The sequence below is a fragment of the Bifidobacterium pseudocatenulatum DSM 20438 = JCM 1200 = LMG 10505 genome, from assembly GCF_001025215.1.
In the GTDB taxonomy this organism is placed as follows: domain Bacteria; phylum Actinomycetota; class Actinomycetes; order Actinomycetales; family Bifidobacteriaceae; genus Bifidobacterium; species Bifidobacterium pseudocatenulatum.
The window spans coordinates 643883-670358 of record NZ_AP012330.1; the positions used below are offsets into that span (position 1 = coordinate 643883).

Sequence of the window (26476 nt, forward strand, 5' to 3'; positions counted from 1 at the left end):
CCTCTCCGTGTCCGGGATCACCATAGCCCTGTTTCTTGTGACAAAACAGGTTGCGGTGCTGCTGACGGGCGGGGCGCCGCTGCTTGTGCGCCCTTGTGGGGATTTTTGTACTGACGCAGGCGTTTGGAAAGCGGTTGTCACAGTTTACCGCTGACCTGTGCCAGACTTTAAACCACATGATCGCCGGGAATGAAGCGCCCCAGCGCCCAGAGGACAGCGAAACCCAGCTTGCCAGAATCGGACACCGGCTGGCAAGGCTTTACCAGATCATGCAGGAGAACCGCCGCCGGGTGGACGAGAAACGGCAGGAGTTACAAACCCTTGTATCAGATATTTCCCATCAGGTAAAAACGCCTGTAAGCAATCTGAAAATGGCGACGGACACCCTGCTGGAAAAGCCCATGACCGAGGTGGAGCGCACCGATTTTATCCGGGGAATCCGCAGCCAGACGGATAAGCTGGACTTTCTCTTTCAAGCCCTTGTGAAAACCTCCCGGCTGGAAACGGTCGTGATCCAGTTGGATAAGAAATCGGGCCGCCTCTTTGATACCGTGGCGCAGGCCATGAGTGGGATCGTGTATGCAGCGGAGAAAAAGGAAATCGCCGTGTCTGTGGACTGCCCGGAGGATTTGACCGTTTCCCATGACAGCAAGTGGACATCCGAAGCCCTCTTTAACCTGCTTGACAATGCAGTGAAGTACACCCCGGCAGGCGGGAAGATCTCTGTGTCGGTGGTACTGTGGGAAGTGTATGTGGAGATCAAAGTGACCGACACCGGCAAGGGCATTTCCGAAAGCAATCAGGCCGCCATCTTCCGGCGCTTCTATCGTGAGGAAGAAGTACACGAGCAGCAGGGCGTGGGCATTGGCCTGTATCTGGCCCGCGAAATCGTAACGTGGCAGGGCGGCTATATCAAGGTGATTTCGGAGCCGGGCAAAGGTTCGAAATTTTCTATTATGCTCCCTACAAAATGAAAGTAAATGAGCGAGGTGTTTCTATTATGAATGAACGAGAAAAAACGATCCGACTGTGGTTTGATATGTGGCTTTATCAGAAAGATATGGGTATTGATGATATTTTTACAGAAGATGTCCTCTATACAGAAAGTTGGTGTCCCCAGTATAGCAATCGTAAAACCGTAAAGCATTGGTTTCAGGAATGGAATACCCGTGGAAAAGTGGTAATTTGGGAAATCAGGCAATTCTTCCATAAAGACAATCAAACGATTGTAGAATGGTATTTCAAAAATGAAATGAATAATGGGGATATAGAGGAATTTGACGGCGTTTCTTTGGTCGAATGGACAGAGGACAATAAAATAAAAGCATTAAAAGAGTTTGGGTGTAACCGTAATACTTATAATCCCTATCAAGAAAGCGACATCCCTCAATTTAGAAATCAAAAGGCGAATTGGTTTTAGAAGTGTATGAAGTTCTACGCAATTCGGAGAGGCTTGTATTTTCTTAAAATACAAAAATAATGATGGTTGTCTTGTATTCGATTGAAAGCAAGACAACCATCATTATTATGTACTGAGATTGCACATATCTAAAATATAAGATTTTCTATCGTACGTTACGCTCGTAAATATGCAGCATGCCTTTGAAAATCAGATCAGGGTCATAAATGTCGATCATGTCGGTATCGTCGGCGAACACGCGGCTTAATCCGCCCGTCGCAACCACGCGGAAATCCTCGTCGATTTCACGATGGAATTGCGCGATCGTACGTTCGATGCCGCCAAGGAAGTTGTAATACAGGCCGGCCTGCATGGCTGGCCTGGTGCTTTTCGCCAGAATCGACGAGGGGCGCGTGATCTCCACTTCCGGCAACTGGGCCGTGGCATCCCACAAGGCGGCCGCGCCTGTGCGAATGCCGGTGGTGATGAGCCCGCAAATCACCGACGCATCGGCGGTCACATAGTTGAATGTGGTGGCCGTGCCGAAATCCGCCACCAGAATCGGCCCGCCATACTCGTAGTAGGCTCCCGCACAGTCGGCAATGCAGTCCGCGCCCATATTCTGCGGATTGTCCATGCGAATATTGATGCCGGTTTTGACTCCCGGTCCAACAATCATCGGATCGATATTGAGGAATTTCACAATGCTGGCACGGAACGAATGCATGACCTTCGGCACCACCGACGTGATGATCACATCGTCCACATCGCCCGGCGCATAGCCGCTCAGCCGCAGGAATTGCGTGATCATCAGGCCATATTCATCCGACGTGTGGTTCGCCTTCGTGGTGATGCGATACGTGCCGGCGATATGCCCGTCATCGAGAAAGCCGATCACCACATTGGTGTTGCCGATGTCGACTGCGACCAGAAGCATGTCGAATTCTCCTTACGATTGCTGTATTGACGCTATTTCCTGTGATGTTGGTTGATGGTTACGATGCTTGCGATTCAGCGGATTCGGTATTGCGCAACGCTGCCAATTCGGTGAGGATGCGTTCCGCCAATTCCTGCTTGCTCATCTTGTTCCAATGCTCGATGATCGGTTCGTCGGTGGTTTCGCCGGGTTTCAGCACGGTCACCACATTCGTATCCACCGCGAATCCGGCGCCGGGAGTGTTGAGATTGTTGGCCACCAGCATGGAACAATGCTTGGATGTGAGTTTTTTCGCTGCGTTCGATTCAAGATCCTGCGTTTCCATGGCGAAACCGCACAAGGTTTGACCGGCGGTTTTATGCGCGCCTGCCCATGCGAGAATATCGGGATTCGAAGTGAGCCGCAGATCGATATTGACGCGCCCGTTCTTCTTGATTTTCTCCGAAGACTGCTCAATCGGGCGGAAATCGCCGACGGCAGCGGCCATAATCGTCAAATCGGCCTGCGTGAAATGCTCTTGCACCGCGTTGAACATTTGCTGCGCGGTGGTGACGTGAACCGTATCAATGCCGCGGGGAGCGCTCAATGTGACAGGGCCGGATACCAGCGTCACATCCGCGCCCATATCGCGTGCCTGCTCGGCGATCGCATAGCCCATTTTTCCAGTGGAATGATTGGTGAGGTAGCGCACGGGATCAAGCGGCTCCTGTGTGGGGCCGGCGGTGACGAGCACATGCAATCCGTGCAATGGCAACGTTTCTGCGGGCTGGTCCGCACGCAGCAGATCAGCTACGGCAGCTTCGATCGCAGCAGGCTCCTCCATGCGCCCCTTGCCAACATCCTGGCAGGCAAGCATACCGGATCCCGGCTCCACAATGGTCCATCCAAGTTCACGGCAGGCATTGAGATTGCGTTGCGTCACGGCATTCTCATACATGTGCACGTTCATGGCAGGGCATAGGATTTTCGGTCCCTCGCTATAGGCAAGCACGGTACTTGTCAGCTGGTCGTCGGCAATGCCGCATGCGATTTTCGCAATGATATCGGCGCTCGCGGGAGCAATGACGAGCATGTCCGCCCATTTCGCATCATCCACGTGATTGATATGCAGCGGATCGGATGGCGTATGCGCAACATCGCCGTCATTGCGCTGTGCTGCGAACATGGACGTGCGCGTCTGCGTATGCGTGAGCGAGCTGAACGTCAACGGGGTGACGAACTCCTGCGCGGCCGCGGTCATGGCTACGCGAACCTCATGTCCCTGCTTGCTCCAGTCGGAGGCGAGATGGCAGGCCTTGAATGCGGCGATGCTGCCGGTCACGCCGAGAAGAATATGCGCCATAGCCGATATTGTCCTTCCCTTGACGTTGGCAAGACTTACGAAAACTGCGTCAAGTATATATCGAACCGGCTGAGGCATGCGGCATTGCGGCATTGCCGTCAGATGAATCCTGCGGGCATGGCGGATTGTAGAATCAGACTTTGGTGATCGACCCGTACAGGCGGTCAACCAGAACAAACACATAATCAAACAGGAGCAATCATGTCGCAATCTTCAGGTGCGTACGGCGAAGCCGACGCAACCGAACAGAAGAACGAACAACACAACAATCAGCCCGCAAACTCGGCAAGCACCGACGCAACTTTGAACGCGCGTGCCAAATCACCGAAATCCAAGGGGCCCAACAAGTGGATCATCGCCATCATTGCAGTGATCGCAGTGGTCGCCATCATTGTGGGCGTCGTCGTGTTCCGTAACAACAACGCATCCAGCGATACCGCGGAAAATGGCGCCTCCAACACCGTGACCATTGGACTGAAACTCGCCCCCGTAAGTCTCGACATTCGTCACCAGTCCGGATCGGCGATCGAACAGGTGCTGATCGGCAATGTGTACGAAGGGCTGCTGTCGCGCGATTCCGACAACAAAGTGCAGCCGGGACTGGCGAAAAGCTGGGATATTTCCAACGACGGCACAACGTATACGTTCCATCTCAACGAGAACATGAACTTCTCCAACGGAGACACGTTGGACGCCGAAGATGTGGCCTGGTCCATTAACCAGCTCAAAGAACAGCAGTATTACAACGCCAATCAGGTCGAAAGCCTCGAAAAAGCCGAAGCGGTCGATAGCGACACCGTGAAGCTCACGCTCAGCACCCCCGATTCCAACCTGCTGTGGTACCTGACCGGACGCCCCGGCCTGGTGTTCGATAAGGACGCCGAATACAACGCGAAAACCGAAGCCGTCGGATCGGGCCCGTACACGGTGGAATCCTTCGATTCCGCCAGCAAAATGGCGCTCAAAGCCAACCCGAAGTATTGGGGAAGCGCACACAAGGCCGCAACCGAAAACGTGATCATCAAATTCCTCACCGACGATAACGCAGCCGTCAACGCGCTGAAAAGCGGCGAAGTCGACGTGCTTTCCCCGGTGAACGCCACGCTCGCCAAATCGCTTGACACCAACACGTATCAGGTGTCCGCGGCGGACGGCAGCGACAAATACGTGCTCGCCTTCAACTGCGCGAACAGCAAGCTTGCCGACAAGCGCGTGCGTCAGGCAATCCGTTACGGCATCAACCATGAGGAAATCATCGCTTCGCGCGGTAACGTCGACTATGCGCTCGGCGGGCCGATCCCATCCGTGGACCCGGGCTATGAGGACTTGACCGACCTGTACCCGTACGATGTGAACAAAGCCAAGGAATTCATGGCTGAAGCCGGCTATTCCACCGATAATCCGCTGAAACTCACCCTCACCTACGCCAACACGTACGGCACGGAACTCGGCGACCAACTGCGTAGCCAGCTCGCCAAAATCGGCATTGATCTCAGCATCAACTACGTGGAATTCTCCACATGGCTGCAAGACGTGCACGCCAACGGCGACTATGAACTTTCGTTGGTGGACCACGCCGAAAGCCACGACTTCTACAAGTGGACCACGCCCGACTACTACTTCCACTACGACGGCAAGCAAGCCCAAGAACTGTATGCCAAGGCGCTCGCCGCCACCGATGAGGAATCCAGTGCAAACTACCTGAAGCAGGCTGCGAAAGCAGTAAGCGAGGATGCCCCCGCCGACTGGCTGTTCGGCTATCGTGTGACGGTGGCATACAACAAGAACGTGCAGGGATTCCCCAGCAAGCTGAGCCAGACGGTGCTGCCATTGTGGCAGATCACCAAGGCGCGGTGAATCGACGAAAAATCGATGGAAAATCGGCGGAAAACAAGTGATGAAAACTGATGTGTGGCGGTGTTTGCAGCGGCATCGTTGCGGCACCGCCACACGTTGGCGCGATATTGTTGGGTAGGGTAATGACGGTGAATAGGTGCGTATCGCTGCAAACGCACGGATCGAGCGATAGACCAATGGTGGTTCAACTATGAGATTTGTAGTCAAACGGCTGGGACTGTTCGTCGTGGCCCTGTTCGGTCTGTCGCTTCTGGTGTTCGTGCTGTTGCGCATGCTGCCGGGCGATGTGGCTGCGGTGATCGCAGGAACGAACGCAGCCCCTGAACGTATCGCGTCGCTTCGTACCGAACTTGGCTTGGACAAATCGTACGTGGCGCAATACGGCGATTGGATGCTGGGATTGCTGCATGGCGATCTTGGTGTGTCCACCATCGGAGGCAAAGCGGTGTCGGCACAGGTTGCGTCTCGTGCTTCGGTAACGTTTCCACTGATCATCGTGAGTTTGCTGATCGCATTGGCGATCGGCCTGCCGCTTGGTTGCGCTGCTGTGCTGACCCGTAATGCCCGCTTGCGTGGGCTTTGTCACGGTATTGCGATTGTTGCCGGCGCCATTCCCGCATTATGGGGCGGATTGCTGTTGATTCTGCTGTTCTCACGCGGTTCAGGACTGTTGGGATTGCTGCCTGCTCAAGGTTTTCCCGATAATGGCTGGGGCGCGCCCTTGCAGGCGTTGGCTTCTTTGATACTTCCGGCGCTCGCCACCGGCGTTACCGCAGGCGCGTCCATTATGCGTTACACGCGTGCCGCCGTGGGGGACAAGGCCTCGTCTCAGGCGGTCGACATGGCCATGGCATGCGGCATGACCCGCAAACAGGCGGTATTGCGCGTCGCTTTGCGTCTTGCCACACCGCAATTGGTGTCGGTGATCGGTTTGACGTTCGCCCAGATGGTCACCGGTGTAATGGTGGTTGAGAATCTGTTCGCGCTTCCGGGGCTTGGCACCATGCTGGTCACCGATGTTGGCAATCGAGATCTGATTGCAGTGCAGAGCGAATTGTTCCTGTTGGCTACGTTCTTCCTCTTGCTTGGATTAGTGGTTGATGTGGTGCATCGTGCGCTTGATCCGCGTCTGAAAGATGCCGGATTGGTGTCGGGGGAGGTGCTTGCATGATGAAACAGTCTGCTGAGAAAACTACTTCGAAAAACGCTGTGAAAACCGTGATTCCCTCCATATGGCGTACCGCTGGTGGCAAGTATTCGCTGATCATGCTTGCGATATGGCTGGTTGTGTCGGCTATTTCGCTGGTGTGGACGCCATATTCGCTGCTTGATACTGACGGATTCAACACGTGGGCTTCGCCGTCCGGCGCTCACATGTTGGGTACTGATGGTGTTGGCGCTGATGTGTTGAGCTGGCTGATGGCCGGTTCCCGTACGAATCTTGCGATCGCGCTGCTTACCGTGGTGGTTGCCGCGGCCATCGGCCTGCTGCTGGTGGCGGCCATGGTGTCTCGCCATGGCGCATTGGCTTCCACGTCGGTGGTTGTGGTGGATGCGTTGATTTCCATTCCAACAGTGCTGATCGCCTTGATGCTTTCCGTGCCGTTCGGCGCGTCGGCAGCGGTGATCATCGCCGCATGCGGACTTGCATACGGGCTGAATTTGGCGCGTATTCTACGCCCCGCGGCCATGCTCGCCGCACGTTCTGACCATGTGGAATCGGCTTTGTGGTCGGGTGCGAGTTCGTTACGCGTGTTTTTCACGCATATTGTGCCGAATACGGTTCCGGTGTTATGCGTTCAGCTGTCGATGAGTGCGGGCACGTCGCTCTTGGCGGAGGCTGGATTGACGTATCTGGGTGTTGGCGTCGGTGCGGGAGTGCCCAGTTGGGGGCATTCGCTTGCCACGTCCGTGAAATTCATCAGCATTTATCCGATGGCTGTGGTGTGGCCGGGATTGGTGGTCACCTTGATGGTGATAGCGCTGAATCTGTTTGGCGATGCGTTGCGTGACGCCATCGATCCGCTGACGAATCCGGCATTGCGGCAAGGTGAAGCCACCCATGTTGAATCGGAGGAACGCGCATGAGCGTCAGCATCCGTAATCTCAATATCGTCATCGATGGAATGCCGATTGTGCATGATGTCGATATGGACATCGCCGACGGTGAACGTGTCGGTTTGATCGGTTCGTCCGGTTCCGGCAAATCCATGATCGCCAAATCCATCATGGGCTTGCTGCCGCTTTCCGCGCAGGTTTCCGGCAGTATTGACATGGGTGGTACTGAAATCGTCGGAGCGTCGGATCAAGCGATCGCCGATCTGCGTGGTCGTTATGTGGGCATGGTGTTCCAGAATCCTTCCGCCGCATTGAATCCGGTGATGACCGTGGCGCAGCAGGTCGCGCTGCCACTGCGTTTGCATTACGATCTGACCCGTGACGAACGGTTGGACCGTGTCAAAGCAATGTTCGCCAAAGTCAGGCTGCCGGAAGATGTGCTGAACAAATATCCGCATGAACTTTCCGGCGGACAACAGCAGCGCGTCGGCATCGCGGCCGCATTGGTCACGTCGCCGCGCCTGATTATCGCCGACGAGCCAACCACCGCGCTGGATTCGATCACGCAACGGCAGATCGTCGATCTGCTGGCATCGTTGGTGGACGATTCCGGCGCATCCATGCTCTTCATCACCCACGATTTCGCGGTACTCAATCATGCAACCACACGCTGTTATGTACTTGCTGATGGACGTGTTGCCGAATCAGGACAAACCGCCGATATCCTGCAGTCGCCGCACACTAAAGTCGCTTCGCAATTGGCGACTTCGGCACGTGCGCTGTCGTTGCGGATCGATGCCGAAACCAAATAAGGAGAACGGTTGTGACGGGCGAAAACGAAAAAACCACAATGCTGCAAGGTCGCGGCATCAACAAATACTACGGTGCGAAACAACAGCGTCGTCAGGTGCTGCACGATGTTGATATCGACGTACGTTCGGGGGAGTGCCTTGCGGTGATCGGCGGATCCGGATCCGGCAAAACCACCCTTACACGAGTATTGCTGGGGCTCGAACACGCTGAAACGGGCGAGATTACGTATTTCGGCAAGCCTGTGCAAGGCGAAGTCGCCGGCGAACTGCGGCGTAGCTGCGGATTGGTGTTCCAAAGCCCATTCGGCTCGTTGGATCCGCGTTGGAGGGTCGGCAGATCCGTTGCCGAACCATTGCGGTTGCATCACCCTGATTGGTCGCAGGAACGGATTGCGGAACGCGTGTCGGAAGCCTTCCGCATGGTGAGTCTCGACCCTGCCGCATATGAAAATCGGTTCCCCGTGGACCTCTCTGGCGGTCAGGCGCAACGCGTGGCCATCGCACGTGCCATTGCGGATCATCCGAAAGTATTGCTTGCCGACGAGCCGATGAGCGCCGTCGACGTGGCCGCACGAACGCAGATTCTCGCATCGTTCGCTGCGATTCGTAGCGGCGAACCTGATATGGCGCTGATCATGGTGTCACACGATTTGGGAGTGGTGCAGCATATCGCAGATCGCATTATGGTGTTGCACGACGGTTGCGTTGAGGAATGCGGACTTACGGAAACCGTGTTGCACCATCCGACCAGCGATTACACCAAACGATTGCTGGACGCGGCTTCGCTCTGATTTGTGACACTGCGCAAAAAGCCTGCGATCATGTTGAAATCCGCATGATTGCAGGCTTTTTTGCCGCTATATGAACAGGTAAGACACGCCGATGTCGTTACGTGTGCTATTGTGTGAGCCATGTTCAATTTCTCTTGTTGTTGCTGTCGCTGACCAACCGCCCGAGGGGCGCGTGGTTCATCGAAGCATAACTTGAGACAGGGCATTCTTTTTCGGCATACGCAACTTGCGTTGCATGCCAGAGTATCGCAGAAATCATCCCATAACCAGTGCCTTACGCGGTTGGTATTACGCGGCATATGTGGATGAACCGCAGCGAAAACACCATCACAGGTCCCGTTTCAAATCATTGCAAGTGATAAACGCGAGCTTCTCGAAATCAAAACAACGAAATCATTCATCGGAAGCCAACGGAAATCACTCTTCGCAAGGAAACGACATGACCATCCACAACTCCCTTTCCGAGCTCATCGGCAACACTCCGCTCGTCAAACTCAACCATGTGACCGACGGCATCAAAGCCACCATCGCAGTCAAAGTCGAATATTTCAATCCTGGCGGCTCCTCCAAAGACCGCATTGCGGAACGCATCATCGACGCGGCCGAACGCAGCGGCGAACTCAAGCCGGGCGGTGTGATTGTGGAACCGACCTCCGGCAACACCGGCGTAGGACTTGCCCTCGTGGCCCAGCAGCGCGGATACCGCACCATCTTCACCCTGCCAGACAAGGTTTCCGAAGCCAAGCGTGCGGTACTCCGCGCATACGGTGCAGAAGTGGTGGTAACCCCTACCGATGCTGGTCCGGATGATCCGCGCTCCTACTACCAGGTGGCGGAACGCCTCGCCAAAGCGATTCCCGGCGGATACCGCCCGAACCAATACGACAACCCGAACGGACCGGAAAGCCACTACCACACCACCGGTCCGGAAATCTGGGAAGCCAGCGACCATCAGGTCACGCATTTCGTGGCTGGCATCGGCACTGGCGGCACCATTTCCGGCACCGGACGCTACCTGAAGGAAGCTTCCGACGGCGCAGTACAAGTGATCGGCGCCGACCCGGAAGGATCCATCTATTCCAATCCGAACGACGTGCATCAGTACAGCATCGAAGGCGTGGGCGAGGATTTCTATCCGAAAGCGTTCGACCGTGAACTTCCCGACGAAATCGTGCAGGTCAACGATGCCGAAGCATTCGAAATGACCCGCCGTTTGGCTGCGGAAGAAGGTCTGCTGGTCGGAGGCTCGTCCGGCATGGCCGTTACGGCAGCGCTTAAATACGCACGCGAGCACGATTTGGACGAAGACCAGCTGGTCGTGGTGTTGCTGCCGGATTCCGGTCGCAGCTATATGGAAAAGATCTTCAACGACGATTGGATGCGTGCCAACGGATTCGCCGACGTTGTGGAACGCACGTCCAAGCCAAGTCTTGCGGAGCGGTATCTGTAGACCGCCAATTCATATCTCAACATCATGCCCATCATTCGTTCAACCCAAACCATTCGATATTTTCAAGGAGTTCCCATCATGACCATCTCGACCAACACCGAAGCCCTGAACGCCACTGCACTCGCCACCCGCGCCATTCACGCAGGTCAGGAACCCGATCCGACCACCGGAGCCGTGGTCACTCCTATTTATATGACATCCACGTTCAAGCAGGATGGTGTCGGCGGCCTGCGCAACGGTTATGATTACAGCCGTTCCATCAATCCGACCCGCAACTCTTTCGACGAGCAGCTCGCCGCGGTCGAAGGCGCGAACTACGCGCTGAGCTTCGCTTCCGGACTGGCCGCCATCGACGTGCTGTTGCGTGCCACGTTGAAGCCGGGCGACAATATTCTGCTGGGCAATGACGTATATGGTGGCACCTACCGTTTGCTTTCCAAGGTGTTCGTGCCGTGGGGCGTCGGTCTTGACGTGGTGGACATCACCGACACGGCGGCCGTTTCCGCGGCGCTCAGCCAGAAGCAGTACCAGTACATTTGGGTGGAAACCCCGTCGAACCCGCTGCTCAACATCACCGATATCGCAGCCACGTCAGCGGTCGCTCACGCGCATGACACCAAAGTGGTGGTAGACAACACCTTCGCATCCCCGGTATTGCAGCATCCGTTGACGGATGGCGCCGACGTGGTCGTATATTCCACCACCAAATACATCGGCGGACATTCCGACGTGGTCGGCGGAGCTGTGGTGCTCAACGACAAGGAAATCCGCGATGAAGTGGCGTTCCTGCAGAACGCGGCCGGAGCTGTGCCATCTCCGTTCGACTCCTGGCTTGACATTCGTGGCCTCAAAACGTTGGATCTGCGCGTCAAGCAGCACAGCCGTAACGCCATGAAGGTGGCGCAATGGCTGGAAACCCGCCCTGAAGTGGAACGCGTATGGTACCCGGGACTGGAATCCCATCCAGGCCACGAGATCGCGGCACGACAGATGCATGGCGGCTTCGGAGGCATGATCTCCGTACAGATCGCAGCCGGATTCGAAGCGGCCAAGAAGTTCGCCGGTGCTACGGAAGTGTTCACTTTGGCTGAGTCGTTGGGAGGCGTGGAATCCCTGATTGAGCATCCGGGCGCCATGACCCACGCTTCCGTTGCCGGTACCACGCTGGAAGTGCCCGCCAATCTCGTGCGACTTTCCGTCGGTCTTGAAGATGCTGACGATTTGATCGCGGACTTGGAGCAGGCATTTCGTCGTGTTTGAGATAAGATCGCAGCCTCGTTACGGTTTTGTGTAATCCGTCAAAAAGGCAAAACGTGCATAAATCCTCGCCATCGGATTCGCCAAAAGCGTATATTATGCTATTTCGAATCTGCTTATGGCGAGGGTTTTGCCATATAATACTTTCGACAACGTTCGTGTTCATCTACCAGCGCATTCTCTGTGGAATCGAACGCCCATGATTATCGAGACGAGGCGGCATGCTGCAAATTCAAGGCATCTCCAAACAGTATAAAACCGGCGACTTCGTGCAGCGGGCGCTGGATAACGTCAGCCTTAACCTGCGTGACAGTGAATTCGTGGCCATTCTCGGACCTTCCGGCTCCGGCAAAACCACACTGCTCAACATCATCGGCGGACTTGACCACTATGATTCCGGCGATCTGGTGATCAACGGCATTTCCACCAAACAATACAAAAGCCGCGATTGGGACTCCTATCGCAACCACACCATCGGTTTCGTGTTCCAGAGCTACAATCTCATTCCCCATCAGACCATTCTGTCGAATGTGGAACTTGCCCTAACCATTTCGGGCGTATCGCATTCGGAGCGTCGAGAGCGTGCGCGCAAGGCGCTTGAACAAGTGGGTTTGGGCGAGCATGTCAACAAAAAGCCGAACCAGCTTTCCGGCGGTCAGATGCAGCGCGTGGCCATTGCGCGCGCGTTAGTGAACGATCCGGACATCGTGCTCGCCGACGAGCCGACCGGTGCGCTTGATTCCGATACTTCCGTGCAGATCATGGATCTGCTCAAAGAGGTTGCCAAAGACCGCCTCGTGGTGATGGTGACACATAACCCCGAACTGGCCTACCAGTATGCCACGCGCATTGTGGAGCTCAAGGACGGTGTGATCCGTTCCGACTCCGACCCGTTCGAACCAGCCCAGAACGAAACGGCCACCGCTCCCGTGCACAAGACCATGGGCCGCGCATCCATGTCGTTCGGCACGTCGTTGGCATTGAGCTTCAACAATTTACGCACCAAGAAGGGCCGCACGTTCCTTACGGCATTCGCAGGATCCATCGGCATTATCGGCATCGCATTGATTATGTCCGTTTCGGCAGGCGTGAACACTTATATCGACAATATTCAGCGCGAGACGATGACTGCTTACCCGATCAGTATCGACGAACAGACCTTCGACCTGACCAGCATGATGACTTCCGGTCAGCAGAGTGCGGACAATCAAGGCAAGAAGCATAAGAGCGACGCGATTTATCCGGATGATGCCGCCATCAAGGGCACCGCTTCGATGACCAGCAGCATTACCGAAAACAATCTGAGCGCGTTCAAGAAATACCTTGATAATAAGGACAGTGACATCAATCGGTATATCGGTTCCGCGGGAATCCAGTATTCGTATGATACGAGGTTCTCCGTATTCTCACACGATCCAGACGGCACGCTTGTCAACGCCGATGGTGTGACGGTGGGCAAAACCGGCACCAAATCGATGGCCGACCAGATGGCGGATGGTTCGCTGATGTCTGCCGACTCGTCCACCTTTACGTCGACGCGCGTGAGCATGCTCACGGGTAAAACCGACCAGAATGCTGCACCGAGCTCGTTCCATGAGATCATGCCAAGCGCTGATGGCAAAAAGAACGTCGGCAAGGTCATTTCCGACAATTATGAGGTAGTCGAAGGATCCTGGCCAAAGAACAAGAACGAGGTTGTGCTCGTACTTGACGAGAACAATTCATTGTCGTTAACCGCTGTGTATGAGCTAGGCCTCAAATCCGCCAGTGAATACCACGATATGATGAACCAGCTCAATTCCGGCGACGATGTGAAAACCGATACCAAGAAGATTGACTATTCCGACGTTATCGACCGCACGCTGAAGCTGCTGCCGGCCTGCGACCAGTATGTCAAAGGCGATAACGGCCATTGGACGTACGTGGGCGACGATGTGGACCAGATTAATGCGCTGATCGACTCCGACAAGGCCATCGATCTGAAGATCGTGGGCGTGGTTAAGCCGGTAGAGGATGCTGACGCAACCCCGCTTTCCTCCGGTGTGGGCTATACGCGTGCTCTGACCAATGAGCTGATCGACCGTGCCGAATCCAGTGAAATCGTCACCGAACAGCAGTCCGATAAAGACCACAATGTACTCAACGGCATGACGTTCTCGCCATCCGACGATGCCACCAAGGCCCAGGATGCCCGCGATTACGTCGCATCCCTCGGCGTAAGCAGCAAGGCGCAGATGGCGCAGAACATGATGGCGGCCGCAGACGCATCCGGAGGTGACTCCCAGCAGGCCGCGGCCATGGCTCAGATGGGCGAACAGCAGCTCGCCGACCAATTCGACGCCTATATCGCCACCGCCGACGAGGCCACGCTGGTCGCCATCTACAACCAGTACGTGTCCACCGGCTCCTACAACGATAATCTCGCTGATTTCGGCGTGGTCAGCCGTGACGCACCAAGCTCCATCAACATTTACGTCGACAGCTTCGAAGACAAGAATTCCATCAACGACGCCATCGACGAATACAATAAGACCGCCAAGGAAAAAGACAAGATCACCTACACCGACTACGTTGGTCTGATGATGAACTCGGTAACCACCATCATCAACGTCATCACCTATGTGCTGATCGCTTTCGTGGCTGTGTCATTGGTGGTCTCGTCGATCATGATCGGCATTATCACCTATATTTCCGTACTGGAACGTACCAAGGAAATCGGTATTCTGCGCGCCATGGGCGCATCCAAACGCAATGTGTCGAACGTATTCAACGCGGAAACCGGCATTATCGGCCTGCTGGCCGGTCTGATCGGCGTTGGTGCCACCGTGCTGCTCAACTTCCCGATCAACATCGTGCTGCACCACTTCATGGGTACCACCGAGGTCAGTGCCGTGCTGCCGGTCGGTAATGCCATCGCTCTGGTGATTCTCAGCGTAGTGCTCACCCTGATCGGCGGCCTCATCCCAAGTCGTGGCGCCTCCAAGCAGGATCCCGCCACCGCCCTCCGCACCGAGTAGAGGCGGTGGATACTAGACTGCTGCGTATGACAGAGTTTACGTCGGCGCGTGACGCCCTACGCACCTACTTCGGATATGACGCCTTCCGTCCTGGTCAAGAAGGCATAGTCAATGCGATTATCCAAGGTCGTGATGCGCTCGGCGTCATGCCCACCGGTGCAGGCAAGTCAATCTGCTACCAAATTCCTGCCACGCTTCTTCCGGGCATGACCGTCGTCATTTCCCCGTTGATCTCGTTGATGCGCGATCAGGTCGACGCGCTCAACGACGTGGGCATTCCAGCCGCATTCATCAATACCACGCAAAGTCCCGACGAACAGGATCTGGTGTTCGTGCAGGCGTTGTCGGGACGGATCAGACTGCTGTATGTGGCTCCGGAACGTTTGGAAACCGAACGTTTCCGCACGTTCGCCAGTCGTGTGCCGATTTCTCTGGTCGCCGTTGACGAGGCGCATTGCGTGTCGCAATGGGGCCAGGATTTCCGTTCGTCATATCTTGGTATCGGCGATTTTCTGAAGGCGTTGCCGACCCGTCCGACGGTTGCCGCGTTCACTGCGACCGCGACGGAACGGGTGCGCCGCGATATTATCGGAATTCTCGGATTGCGTGATCCGTCCGTCACCGTCACCGGCTTCGACAGGGCCAACCTGTATTTCGACGTGATCAGGATGGAAAGGAAACATAAGGCTTCGTGGGTGGCTTCGTATATTGCGGATCATCCTGACGAATCCGGCATCGTGTATTGCGCGACCCGCAAGGAAGTGGAGTCACTTGCCGAATCGTTGAATATCGCCGTGCGCGAGCTGCGTGCGGCGAAAGGTGAGGATGCGACGCGAATCGGCACGGTCGCGGTCGCCTATCATGGCGGTATGTCGGCCGAAACGAGGGATCGGGCGCAACGTGATTTCGTAACCGACCGTGTGCCTGTGGTGGTTGCCACGAATGCGTTCGGCATGGGAATCGACAAGTCGAACGTGCGTTATGTGATCCACCATAATATGCCGGAATCGATCGAAGCGTACTATCAGGAGGCAGGTCGTGCGGGGCGTGACGGCGAGCCGAGCCGGTGCACGTTGCTGTGGAATGAATCTGATATTGCTACGAGGCGGAGGCTGCTTGATTCGGATTATGAGAACGAGCGTTTGACCGCTGAAGAGCAGGAGGTTGTGCGTGCATCGAAACGGCGTCTGCTCAACGCTATGATCGGTTATTGCCGTACTACGGATTGTCTGCACGAGTATATGACCAGGTATTTCGGCGAGGCCGGGGGAGCAGCCGTCCGCGATGACGGCGCATGCGTGGGAGGATGCGCGAACTGCGGGAATACGTTTGAAACCGTTGACGTCACGGATATCGCGCGGGCCATCAGCCGCTGCGTGCATGACGTGAACCAGAAGGTCGGTTCGGGGAAGATCGTCAAAGTGCTGCGAGGGTCAAAAGCGCAGGATTTAAACTATCTTCATCCTGTCGATCTGCCGACGTACGGCATGTTGAGCGCGACTTCGGAGGTACAGATTCGTGACGTGCTCAGCCAGATGGCGACGGATGGTTTTCTTTCCATTTCGGAAGGCTCCATGCCGATCGTTCGCTTTGGTGAACGTGCGGCGGAAACGGTAGCGCCGAATTTTCATTATGAAATCAAGAAGATCGAACGGAAGCACGCTACGAAACGTGCGGAATCGCCGTCCGTAGGCTCTCAGGCCATGGGATCGTATGTGCCGGGCGACGGAGACGAGGAATTGTTCGCCAAACTGCGCGCGTTGCGGCTTGACATCGCCCGCGAACTCGGTAAACCCCCGTATATCGTCTTTTCCGATAAAACGTTGCGCGATATGGTGCGTGTCAGGCCGGTCACCGGCGAGCAATTCTCGCAAGTCAATGGCGTTGGTGCGCTCAAATTGGAAGCGTATGGCGAACGGTTCATGGAAGTGATCCGCGATTTCGTTGCATGAATCATGTGACGTGTCAGCTTGAGGAATAATCGTATCGATTATTGCAAAACCCTGCGTTTTATATGATACGTAACACGTTATCGGCAACATGTATGGCGGTGAGGTTGACGTATGCCGGCAAAACGGCGACAGTAGAGACGAACAGTTGTTGAAGAAAGGATTGATGATGGCAGAAGACAAGCCGGTTGTGGAAAGCTTCCAGCTCGACCACACCAAGGTGAAGGCTCCGTATGTGCGCTATATCGACACGCAGACCGGTCCGAATGGCGATGTGATTTCCAATTATGATTTGCGTTTGGTGCAGCCGAATGAGAATGCGATTCCGACCGGTGGCCTGCACACCATCGAACATACGATTGCGGTGCTGTTACGTGAACGTATCGACGGTTATATCGATTGTTCCCCGTTCGGCTGCCGTACCGGTTTCCACCTGTTGACGTGGGGTGAGCATTCCACAGAAGAAGTGGCTCGCGCGTTGAAGGAGGCGTTGGAATTCATCGCATACGAGGCCACATGGGATGATGTTCCTGCCACCACCATCGAAAGCTGCGGCAATTACCGCGACCATAGCCTGTTCACGGCGAAGGAATGGTGCAAGGATATTCTTGCCAAGGGCATCAGCTCTGACGCGTTTGAGCGCCGTCTGGTCTGATTCGCGCGTGGTTGCAAGTCTGCTTTTCGGGCATATTGCGAATACTGTGCCGTGGGCATGGTATTTTTAACGCTCGGAAGAAGACAAGGCGATGCAAAGGTGAACGAGATGGGTGAGGAGAGCGTCATTACTTCTGAACGGCGGTTCCGCCGCGCCACTATGGCTGATTGGCCGACCATGCAGAAGATTTATGAGCATGCCCGCAAGTTGATGGCCTCCAATGGCAATCCCACGCAGTGGGGTGATAAGTTCCCGCGTGAGGAAGTGGTTCGTGACGATATCGAATCGCAACGCACTGTGCTGCTTGTTGATACGGTTGATGGCGAGGAACGTGTGCTCGCCCAGTTCGCATTGTGTCCGGGCGTCGACCCGACGTATGTGAATATCGATGGTGCCTGGCTGGATGACGATCCGTATGTGACCATCCACCGGATTGCCTCGTCGGGTCTCGCCAAGGGTGCGGCGAAGGACTGCATCAACTGGTGCATCGAACATTACGGCAATGTGCGTGCGGATACGCATCCCAACAACAAGGCCATGCAGCATGTGCTCGAATCGAATGGTTTTGCGCGCTGCGGCTTGATTCAGTTGCTTGACAGGCCGTTCGATACCACTCGTATCGCCTATCAGCGTCATGAATGGTGAGATTTGCGGATTTATATGGATTGGTATCAATCAATATAAATTCATCGCAAACAATCGCAAACAATCTTCGATATTGAGAAACAAAAATCCCGTTGAATATCGTATTTCAGATGTTCAACGGGATTTTTATATCCGATTGCGTTGTTTTTGATATATCTTACGAAAGATATATCAAAAACAACAGTATTGCCGGTTTTTAGAACAGTCCTGGCTCGTTCAATGCGGAATGCTTGCGGCTGTACACGAAATACACAATCAAACCAAGGGCGAACCAGATTGCGAAACGCACCCAAGTCTCCCAATTCAAACCGCAAATCAGAATGAAGCAGAAAATGATTGCGCAGATCGGCGTGAACGGTACGCCCGGAGCGCGGAAGCCGCGGTGTGCGTCCGGCTGGGTCTTACGCATCCACAGAATGCCTGCGGACACGATGATGAATGCCGACAGCGTACCGATGTTCACCAATTCGAACAGCACGTTGATGTTGATGAAACCGCCGGCGATGGCCGTTAGAATACCGAAGAACCATGTACCTTTGAACGGGGTGCGGTACTTCGGGTGCACTTCGCCGAAGAACTTCGGGAACAGGCCGTCGCGGCTCATGGCATAGCAGATGCGGGACTGGCCGTACAGCTGCACCAGCATCACCGTGGTCATGCCGATCAGAGCGCCAAGATTGACAACGAACGCCAGCCAGTTGAGACCGGTTTCGAGAATCACGCCGGCCACCGGAGCATCAATGAAGTTTGCGAACTCCTTGTATGGCACCACACCGGTCATGATCAGCGTCATGACGATGTAGAGCACGGTGGACACGGCCAGCGAGATCAGAATGCCGCGCGGCAGTGTCTTGTTCGGATTGATGGTCTCCTCGGCGGAAGAGGACACCGCGTCAAAGCCGATGAAGCTGAAGAACACGATCGACGCGGCCGGCACGATGCCGTACGGCTGCGTCGAGCCCGGCTGGAACGTGTAAATGCCGTACGGGGAGAACGGCTTCCAATTGGCGGGATTGATGTACCAGACGGTGCACACGATGAACAGCACGATGATGGCCAGTTTGATCATCACCATAATATCGTTGGTTTTCTTCGTCTGGTTGATGCCGATGGACAGCACCCAAGTGATGATGAGCACGATCACGAAACCAGGCAGATTGAAGTATGTGGTCACGCCTGGTGTGGTGCCGTATGCCGCGGTCAGCTCAACTGGCAGATGCAAGCCGAAACCTTCCAACAGTTTGTTGAAATATCCGGACCATCCGGCGGACACGGTGGCCGCCTGCAATGCGTATTCCAAAATCAAATCCCAGCCGATCACAAACGCGATCAGCTCGCCGAACGCCAAATACGCGTACGAATATGCGGAACCGGACACTGGTGCCATCGCGGCGAACTCCGCATAGCACAATCCCGCGAAACCGCAGCAGACCGCGGCCAGAAGGAAGGAGACGCACAATGCCGGACCTGCGGTGAGGGCACCCTTACCGGTGAGCACGAAAATGCCGGTGCCGATGATGGCGCCGATTCCCAGCATGGTAAGGTCAAACGTTTTCAATGTGCGTTTCAGCGGAGTCGACTCGGACACGAGCTGGTCCACTGACTTTTTGCGAAAAAGATCCATGGTCTTAATTCCCTAAAAATGGTTTTATATGGGCTGGACCGGACGGATTTCCGGGACTCTGGCACGCCTCAAACGCCAGAAATCAAAGAAGGGCTGAACGCCTCATATACGGGAGGTGTACGCGCCTTATGTAAGGAGAGTGTAAAAACCTGGCGCGGACAAAACCGTGAAAACCCCGTGAATCGTCTCACCATGTGTGCGCGCCTTTCCGAAGCCGTCACGTGGGAGCGCAACAATAGAGCCATGACTTTCAACGCTGCCCGTGAATGGCAATTCTCATCCGAACAAGGCAAGGCCAATTATGAGGCCGCCCAAAAGCAATATCCGGCGCAGGCCATCGTCGATATGGCCGCATTGCGAAACAACATGCGTCATCTGGTGAGCGTGGTTGGCGGCCCGAATTCCGGCACCGCCGTGATGGGTGTGGTCAAGGCCGACGCGTACGGGCATGGTCTTATTCCGGCCGCGCTCGCGGCACTTGCGGGAGGTGCGACCTGGCTGGGTACGGCGCAATCACATGAGGCGCTGCTGCTGCGCAAGGCGGGCATCGGGCCGGACCGCTGCCACATTCTGACATGGGTATATAACGGCATGGCTGTGCCTTTTGACGAGCTGATCGACAATGATATCGATATTTCCGTCGGATCATTGCCGGGCATTGACGGCGTTGCGGCTGCGGCGCGTCGTCTTGGAAAAACCGCACGTGTGCATGTGAAGGTCGATTCCGGTTTCGGCCGCAACGGGTTCACGCCCGCCACGTTCGACGCGGCGCTCGCCAAGCTGGTGCCGCTCGCCAAGGAGGGTGTGCTGCATATCGTCGGCCAGTGGAGCCATTTGGCGGTGGCGGACGCTCCGGACGTTCCTGAATTCGTGGCATCCACCGACAGGCAGATCGAGAATTTCAAGGATTTCACCCGTCGTATGGAGCAGGCGGGCATTGCGCCGGAGATTCGTCATCTCGCCAATACCGCTGCCACGCTTTCACGTTCCGAGATTCATTTTGAGCTGACGCGCCCGGGTATCGGCCTGTATGGTTATGAGGCTGATCCGGCCATGGGCACGCCAGGTACATACGGTTTGACGCCGGCCATGACGTTGCAGGCGCAGCTTGGTACGGTCAAGGATGTTGAAGCGGGCCATGGCATTTCCTATGGCCGCACGTACCTGACTCCGTCCGATACGTCCACCGCGATCGTGCCTGTCGGCTATGCGGACGGCATTCACCGTTCCGCTTCCGGTTTTGATATGGAAGGCGCGAAGCATGTGGTCAAGCCAGGAGGCCCGGTGCGTGTGATGACCACGGAAGGTCCGCGCCTCTACCGTGTGTCCGGTCGCGTGTGCATGGATCAGTTTATGCTTGACCTGCACGGTTCCGCGGAAAAGCTTGGCGTGCATGAGGGCGACACCGTGCAGCTGTTCGGACCGGGTCGCGGAGAGGATTATGCCGAGCCGACCGCCGACGATTGGGGCCGTGCCGCAGGAACCATCAGCTATGAGATCTTCACCTGCCTGTGCAACCGTATCCCGCGCCTGTACGAGCATGCCTCTGACGTGCTGTCGGTCGAAGATCTCGCCAAACTCGATCCCGCAACCCTCCTATAAAGAATCAGGCGTGCGATGGGAGGCACGCCGTGAAAGTCAATATGGTGGGCGCGGTACGTTCGGCGGTTGGTCAACGTGCCGCGCTTGCTGTTAAGGTGGTGAGCTATGCCAGGAATGATTCTGAAGGAAGATATCGAAAAAGTTCGCGCCACCGCCGATCTGTACGACATTGTGTCCGCAACGGTTACGCTCAAACCTTCAGGAACTGGCACATACGTGGGGCTGTGCCCGTTTCATGACGAGAAAACGCCAAGCTTTTCCGTACGTCCGGCGCTCGGTGTGTGGCATTGCTTCGGCTGCGGTCTTGGCGGAGACGTGTTCGGCTATGTGGAGCATCAGGAGAACGTCGACTTTCGTGATGCCGTCGAGCTTTTGGCCGATCGATACCATATCGAATTGCGTTATGACCAGTCGAACGCCAAGAAGGAGCATACCGGTTCGAAACGTGCCCGCCTGTTGGAAGCCAACGAGGCCGCGCAGGAGTTTTTCGTCTCGCAGCTGATGACCAAAGACGCGCTCGCCGCGCGCAAACTGCTTGATGGCCGTAATTTCAGCCAGGCCGATTGCCAACGATTCGGTTGCGGATATGCTCCGCAAGGCTGGGATAATCTGGTGCGGTACTTGGCAGGCAAGGGCTTCACACAGCAGGAAATGTTGGACGCAGGTTTGGCCCGTCAAGGCCAGCATGGGGTGTATGACTATTTCCGTGGCCGCGTAACATGGCCGATTCGCGATTCAACCGGACGCACGCTTGGTTTCGGCGCTCGCAAGTTGTATGAGGATGATTCGATTAGCGCGAAATACATTAATACTCCCGACACGCAGTTGTATCGGAAAAACCAGGTGCTGTATGGCATTGATATGGCGAAGTCGGCGATTGTGAAGAAACGTCAGGCGGTGATCGTCGAAGGGTATACGGATGTGATGGCCATGCATTTGGCCGGCATTGATACCGCGATCGCGACATGCGGCACCGCGTTCGGTGCCGAGCATGCCAAGATCGTGCGTCGTCTGATCGCCGACGATTCGTTGGGTGCGGTACAGCTGGTTGGTCCGTTGAAGGTTGAAGGACAGGCGTTGAGTTCGCGTATCGTGTTCACCTTCGATGGCGATGCGGCCGGTCAGAAGGCTGCGATTCATGCGTTCGGCTTGGATTCCGCTTTTTCGACGCAGGCGTTCGTTGCTGTGGCCGACGACAATCTCGACCCGTGCGATTTGCGTATCAAGCGAGGTAATGAGGCGGTTCGCGCGTTGATCGATCATGCCGAACCACTGTATGATTTCGTGATCAAAACCGCGATCGGGCGTTTCGACACCACTTATACCACTGGGCAGATGGGCGCAGTCAAGGCGGTGGCGCCGTTGATCGCACAGATTCGTGACCGTTCCCTGTTGGATTTGTATTCACGCAAGGCGGTGCGCCAGATCGGCGTCGACTTGGATATCATGCAGCGTGAAGTGCGTGACGCACGACGCAAACTGCAGGTGCGGGACGAAGATGCGTACGCTCCGAAACGTCGTTTTGCAGGCAATGCCGGAGCTGCGGTGGAACCGCGTATGGAACAAGGCACGAATCCGTATGCGAATCCTTCCGCGCGGAAGGCGTTGGAACATCGTGATGCGGCGGAGCAATCCTACTATCGCATTGATGATGCCGTGTTCATTTGCGAACAGCAGTTCATGGCAACCCTGATTCAAGTGCCGCTTGCCGTTGATCCGACACTGTTCGCCAGTCTTACGCTGTCGAGCTTCATGACCCCCGTATTCCGCACGTTATTCCAAGCGGTCGCGGCGGCCGGGGGACTGCCGTCTGCTGATACCCCGCAAGGATTGTGGATGCACAATCTCACCAAAGCGGGTGGTCCGATGTTGGAATCCGTCATCAACGAGCTTGCCGTCATGCCATTGCCGCTTCCTCCGAGCGATACTGACGCAGAACGTGCGTCGCAACAATCGCAGGAAGGCAACGTGCAATTGCGCAAGCCGACCGATGACGAACGCAGATACGCGTCTGAACTCATCATTCGACTGCTTGACACGGGCATCATGCGCAAAATCGGCGCGGACCAGCGTCGCATGGCGCAACTGCCGGACGGTGCCGAGAAAATCGAGCTGCTTGGCCAGATTACCAAGCTGGAAACGTTGCGCAAGGATCTGCAGACGAGGGTGTTCGGCAATAACGTCGCCTGAATATTTGGTGTGCCGGAGCGTCAACCCCCGAACGTCTTTGTCGTTCACCTGAATTTGCCACATGCCTGAGTGCGGTATGAACAGCCGGCGAACGTGTGGTGAACGCAGGAAGAATACTTAACGAATTCTTGGCTGGTGCACGGTATCCTTCGGCGTGTTTTGCAATTGCAAAACAGTTTTGCCGGTTTGCAAAGTCAGGGAACAGTAAGGCGTAGTGGCTGAAAAACGTTGGAATGGTCGGAAAAATAGTATGCCAAGGGTATGTGGTACGCGATTTTTCGGGTAAAGTGAATACGGCGTTTCTTGAGTAAATCGCCCGGGGCTGCAAACGGTTTGCAAACTGGATTCACGGAGGAATGAATGCGACGATTGGTCGTCAAAATCCTGAAAAACGAGACCATTCTCGTAGTTGCTTCCATACTTGCTCTTATTTCATGCTTTATCGTGCCTCCTGACAAGGAGTATGCCGGATATATTCATGCCAGCACCATTTCGCAGCTGATCTGCCTGATGCTGGTGGTGTGCGGTTTCCAGCGCATCGGTGTGTTCCGCATCATCGGTTCGCGGTTGCTGCATCATGTGAGCACCGCCCGCGGATTGGTGATCACGCTGATTTCGCTCACCTATTTTTCCGGCATGCTGATTACCAATGATGTGGCGCTGGTCACGTTCATTCCATTCGCGATCGCGGTGCTCACCATGGCTCACATGGAGGAGCATGCGGTGCTGGTCGGCACGTTGATGACCGTCGGTGCGAACGTGGGCAGTATGTTGACGCCGATCGGCAATGCGCACAACCTGTATTTGAAAGCGTTGACGGGCATGCCGTCCGCTGAAATGATCGGCATTATGGCACCGTATTCCGTTGCTGCGGCGGTATTGCTGGTGGTCATCGTCTGTGTGGTGTTCGGTAAGAAACCTGTTTCCGAATTTTCCTCTATCGACGGCAGCGGCATCGAACAGAATGTGCTCGCTCCGAATTCCGATCAGCCGCAGCCGGATGAGATTCGTGTGACCGGCTACGGCGCAGGTTACGGTGGTTGGCGCACGATCGTATATTGCGCGCTGTTCATCGTGTGTTTGCTGGCTGTGAGCGATTTCATTCCGCTATGGGCCATGTGCGTGATCGTGGTGGTGGCGTTCCTGTTCTGCGATCGCCGCGTGTTCCGCAATATCGACTGGGGATTGCCGCTCACGTTCTGCATGTTCTTCATTTTCATCGGCAATATGAAACGCGTGCCGGAATTCTACGAGCTGGCCGCCTCCTTGGTGGGGGCGCATCCGCTGGAAGTGTCCGTGGTGTCCAGCCAGTTCATCTCCAACGTGCCGACCACGTTGCTGCTGTCGGGCTTCTGCGATCAATGGCGTGCGCTGATCATCGGCACCAACCTTGGTGGCATGGGTACGCTGATCGCATCCATGGCGTCGCTGATCGGCTACAAGAACGTCACGCGCCTACCCGGACAAGAAAGGCTGTTATCTGGCCGTCTACACCGCGGTGAACGTGCTGTTCGTCATCGTGCTCGTCGGCCTGAGCTGGATTATCGAGTAGCGTTTGGCCGTCGACCGGTTTCCCTGACCGCTAATCTCAAGGTCGCCGGTTCGCACCTTTTGCTGGGATTGCATGAAAACCCTTGGAATCATTGGATTTCAAGGGTTTATTGTTACGTCGGCTGATGGTCTGGTGCTGTGATAATCTGTGCCGGGAAGCGTGTGCCGAGAAACGTAGGAAGGCTGAACATGCTGCAAGGATTGCTGGGAATTTTCTCCGGACTGATCACGCCGGTGCAGACCGCGGTGAACACGCGGCTCGGCCGTTCCATCGGCTCGCCGTTGCGCGCCTCGCTGGTGTCGTTCAGCGTCGGCCTCATTGCGATGCTGACTTTGACGCTGCTGCTTGGCCCGTATCCGCTGATTCCCGCCACCGCGGCGAACGGCCCATGGTGGATGTGGTTCGCGGGCGTGTTCGGTGTCACTTTCCTGACCGGCAATGTGCTGCTGCTGCCGAAACTGGGCAGTCTCAAAACCGTGATCATGCCAGTCACCGGGCAGATCGTCATGGGCCTGCTGATCGACGCTTTCGGCTGGTTCGGCACTACCGCGCAGCCGATTTCCCCGCTGCGTATCGCAGGCGCGGCGATCACGCTGGTCGGCTTCCTGCTTGCCGTCGCCGGACCGAATCTGCGATTGAGGCCTGCCATCGATCGCCCGGCTGGCGGTTCGGAAAATTCCGGCGATTCCGAAAAATCCGAAACTGACGGAAAAGCCGTACATGTGCCAGGTTCCGCGACTGTGCTGTGGAGTTGCGCAGGCATCGCGTTCGGCATGTGTTCGGCCGTGCAGACGGCGTTGTTGGGCAAGCTGGGCGTCGCGTTGGGATCGCCGGTGAAGGCATCGCTCGCCTCGTTCGTGGTCGGTCTGATCTCGCTTGCGATCGTCGTCGCATTCGTCGACCGCACCTACAGCCTCGGCGACGCGCTGAAGAAAGGCAATCCGTGGTGGATGTGGGTAGGCGGATTGCTGGGTGCGATGCTGGTGATGTGCAACGCGTACCTGTCCGCGCATATCGGCACCGGCATGACGGTGATGCTGGTATTGCTCGGTCAGGTCGGCGGAGGATTGCTGGTCGACCGTTTCGGCCTGCTTGGCGTGCCACGCAAGCCCGTGGCCGGCATCCAATACGTCGGCGTGCTCGTAGCCATCGTCGGCATTGTGCTCAAGGCGATGTGATTGCCGTGTCGAGTTGGCAACCGTGTGCGAACTGACTATACTGTGTTTAGTTTGGCCCTGTAGCTCAGCTGGATAGAGCATGTGACTTCTAATCTCAAGGTCGCCGGTTCGAGCCCGGCCGGGGTCACCATCAAGCCCTCGCGTCGTTTCATGCGGTGCGG

At 55.9% G+C, this 26476-nt stretch carries 19 protein-coding genes, 1 tRNA gene and 1 pseudogene; 18 read left to right on the plus strand and 3 right to left on the minus strand.

Going from position 1 to position 26476, the window contains the following annotated elements:
• Positions 1–134: 134 nt before the first annotated feature.
• Both BBPC_RS02640 and BBPC_RS02645 read left to right on the plus strand, forming a co-directional pair.
• Positions 135–974 carry a sensor histidine kinase gene (locus BBPC_RS02640; RefSeq protein WP_197540803.1) on the plus strand — a complete coding sequence of 280 codons (840 nt, stop codon included), beginning with the start codon at positions 135–137 and terminating at the stop codon, positions 972–974.
• 26 nt (positions 975–1000) lie between these two features.
• Positions 1001–1420, plus strand: a complete 420-nt coding sequence (locus tag BBPC_RS02645; protein ID WP_033524263.1) for a nuclear transport factor 2 family protein — start codon at positions 1001–1003, stop codon at positions 1418–1420.
• Positions 1421–1565: 145 nt separating this feature from the next.
• Here the strand turns inward: BBPC_RS02645 and BBPC_RS02650 are convergent, their stop codons facing one another.
• Both BBPC_RS02650 and coaBC read right to left on the minus strand, forming a co-directional pair.
• A complete protein-coding gene (locus tag BBPC_RS02650; RefSeq protein ID WP_004219663.1) occupies positions 1566–2336 on the minus strand; it encodes a type III pantothenate kinase in 771 nt (256 codons plus the stop codon).
• A 58-nt stretch (positions 2337–2394) separates the two neighbouring features.
• Complete coding sequence (gene coaBC / locus BBPC_RS02655; protein ID WP_033524264.1) at positions 2395–3678, minus strand: bifunctional phosphopantothenoylcysteine decarboxylase/phosphopantothenate--cysteine ligase CoaBC; 1284 nt, start codon at positions 3676–3678, stop codon at positions 2395–2397.
• A 201-nt stretch (positions 3679–3879) separates the two neighbouring features.
• Here coaBC and BBPC_RS02660 point away from each other — a divergent pair, with 201 nt between their 5' ends.
• From BBPC_RS02660 to BBPC_RS02710, 11 genes are all read left to right on the plus strand, one after another.
• On the plus strand, positions 3880–5535 hold the full coding sequence (locus BBPC_RS02660; protein WP_004219657.1) for an ABC transporter substrate-binding protein: 1656 nt from the start codon (positions 3880–3882) through the stop codon (positions 5533–5535).
• A gap of 190 nt (positions 5536–5725) precedes the next feature.
• Positions 5726–6706 (plus strand): ABC transporter permease, encoded by a 981-nt coding sequence (locus tag BBPC_RS02665; RefSeq protein WP_004219655.1) that lies wholly within the window; start codon positions 5726–5728, stop codon positions 6704–6706.
• The gene (locus BBPC_RS02670; protein WP_004219653.1) at positions 6703–7623 is read left to right on the plus strand and encodes an ABC transporter permease; all 921 of its coding nucleotides are present in this window, start codon (positions 6703–6705) and stop codon (positions 7621–7623) included. The genes BBPC_RS02665 and BBPC_RS02670 overlap by 4 nt, the downstream gene beginning before the upstream one ends.
• Positions 7620–8405, plus strand: coding sequence for an ABC transporter ATP-binding protein (locus BBPC_RS02675; protein WP_004219652.1), 786 nt, complete (start codon positions 7620–7622; stop codon positions 8403–8405). Before BBPC_RS02670 ends, BBPC_RS02675 begins: the two co-directional genes overlap by 4 nt.
• 38 nt (positions 8406–8443) lie before the next feature.
• On the plus strand, positions 8444–9196 hold the full coding sequence (locus tag BBPC_RS02680) for an ABC transporter ATP-binding protein (RefSeq protein ID WP_004219651.1): 753 nt from the start codon (positions 8444–8446) through the stop codon (positions 9194–9196).
• Between the two features lie 439 nt (positions 9197–9635).
• Positions 9636–10646: a cystathionine beta-synthase gene (locus tag BBPC_RS02685; protein ID WP_004219641.1), complete on the plus strand. Its 1011-nt coding sequence runs from the start codon at positions 9636–9638 to the stop codon at positions 10644–10646.
• A 78-nt stretch (positions 10647–10724) separates the two neighbouring features.
• Positions 10725–11906 (plus strand): cystathionine gamma-synthase, encoded by a 1182-nt coding sequence (locus BBPC_RS02690; protein ID WP_004219637.1) that lies wholly within the window; start codon positions 10725–10727, stop codon positions 11904–11906.
• 218 nt (positions 11907–12124) lie between these two features.
• A complete protein-coding gene (locus BBPC_RS02695; protein WP_004219634.1) occupies positions 12125–14920 on the plus strand; it encodes an ABC transporter ATP-binding protein/permease in 2796 nt (931 codons plus the stop codon).
• Positions 14921–14946: 26 nt separating this feature from the next.
• A complete protein-coding gene (gene recQ, locus BBPC_RS02700; protein WP_004219632.1) occupies positions 14947–16872 on the plus strand; it encodes a DNA helicase RecQ in 1926 nt (641 codons plus the stop codon).
• A gap of 166 nt (positions 16873–17038) precedes the next feature.
• Positions 17039–17524 carry an S-ribosylhomocysteine lyase gene (locus tag BBPC_RS02705; protein WP_022245363.1) on the plus strand — a complete coding sequence of 162 codons (486 nt, stop codon included), beginning with the start codon at positions 17039–17041 and terminating at the stop codon, positions 17522–17524.
• Positions 17525–17632: 108 nt separating this feature from the next.
• The gene (locus BBPC_RS02710; protein ID WP_022245364.1) at positions 17633–18169 is read left to right on the plus strand and encodes a GNAT family N-acetyltransferase; all 537 of its coding nucleotides are present in this window, start codon (positions 17633–17635) and stop codon (positions 18167–18169) included.
• 196 nt (positions 18170–18365) lie between these two features.
• On the opposite strand, the gene BBPC_RS02715 is transcribed toward BBPC_RS02710, so the two are convergent.
• On the minus strand, positions 18366–19793 hold the full coding sequence (locus tag BBPC_RS02715) for an amino acid permease (RefSeq protein ID WP_004219622.1): 1428 nt from the start codon (positions 19791–19793) through the stop codon (positions 18366–18368).
• Positions 19794–20036: 243 nt separating this feature from the next.
• On the opposite strand from BBPC_RS02715, the gene alr reads away from it, so the two are divergent.
• The 5 genes and pseudogenes from alr to BBPC_RS02740 all read left to right on the plus strand — a co-directional run bounded on the left by alr (position 20037) and on the right by BBPC_RS02740 (position 26445).
• On the plus strand, positions 20037–21395 hold the full coding sequence (alr, locus tag BBPC_RS02720) for an alanine racemase (RefSeq protein ID WP_033524280.1): 1359 nt from the start codon (positions 20037–20039) through the stop codon (positions 21393–21395).
• Between the two features lie 105 nt (positions 21396–21500).
• Positions 21501–23585 carry a DNA primase gene (gene dnaG, locus BBPC_RS02725; protein WP_033524266.1) on the plus strand — a complete coding sequence of 695 codons (2085 nt, stop codon included), beginning with the start codon at positions 21501–21503 and terminating at the stop codon, positions 23583–23585.
• A gap of 360 nt (positions 23586–23945) precedes the next feature.
• A pseudogene (locus tag BBPC_RS02730) lies at positions 23946–25137 on the plus strand (SLC13 family permease).
• Positions 25138–25325: 188 nt separating this feature from the next.
• Positions 25326–26315, plus strand: coding sequence for a DMT family transporter (locus BBPC_RS02735; protein WP_004219611.1), 990 nt, complete (start codon positions 25326–25328; stop codon positions 26313–26315).
• 53 nt (positions 26316–26368) lie between these two features.
• A tRNA-Arg gene (locus BBPC_RS02740) sits at positions 26369–26445 on the plus strand.
• Positions 26446–26476: the final 31 nt, after the last annotated feature.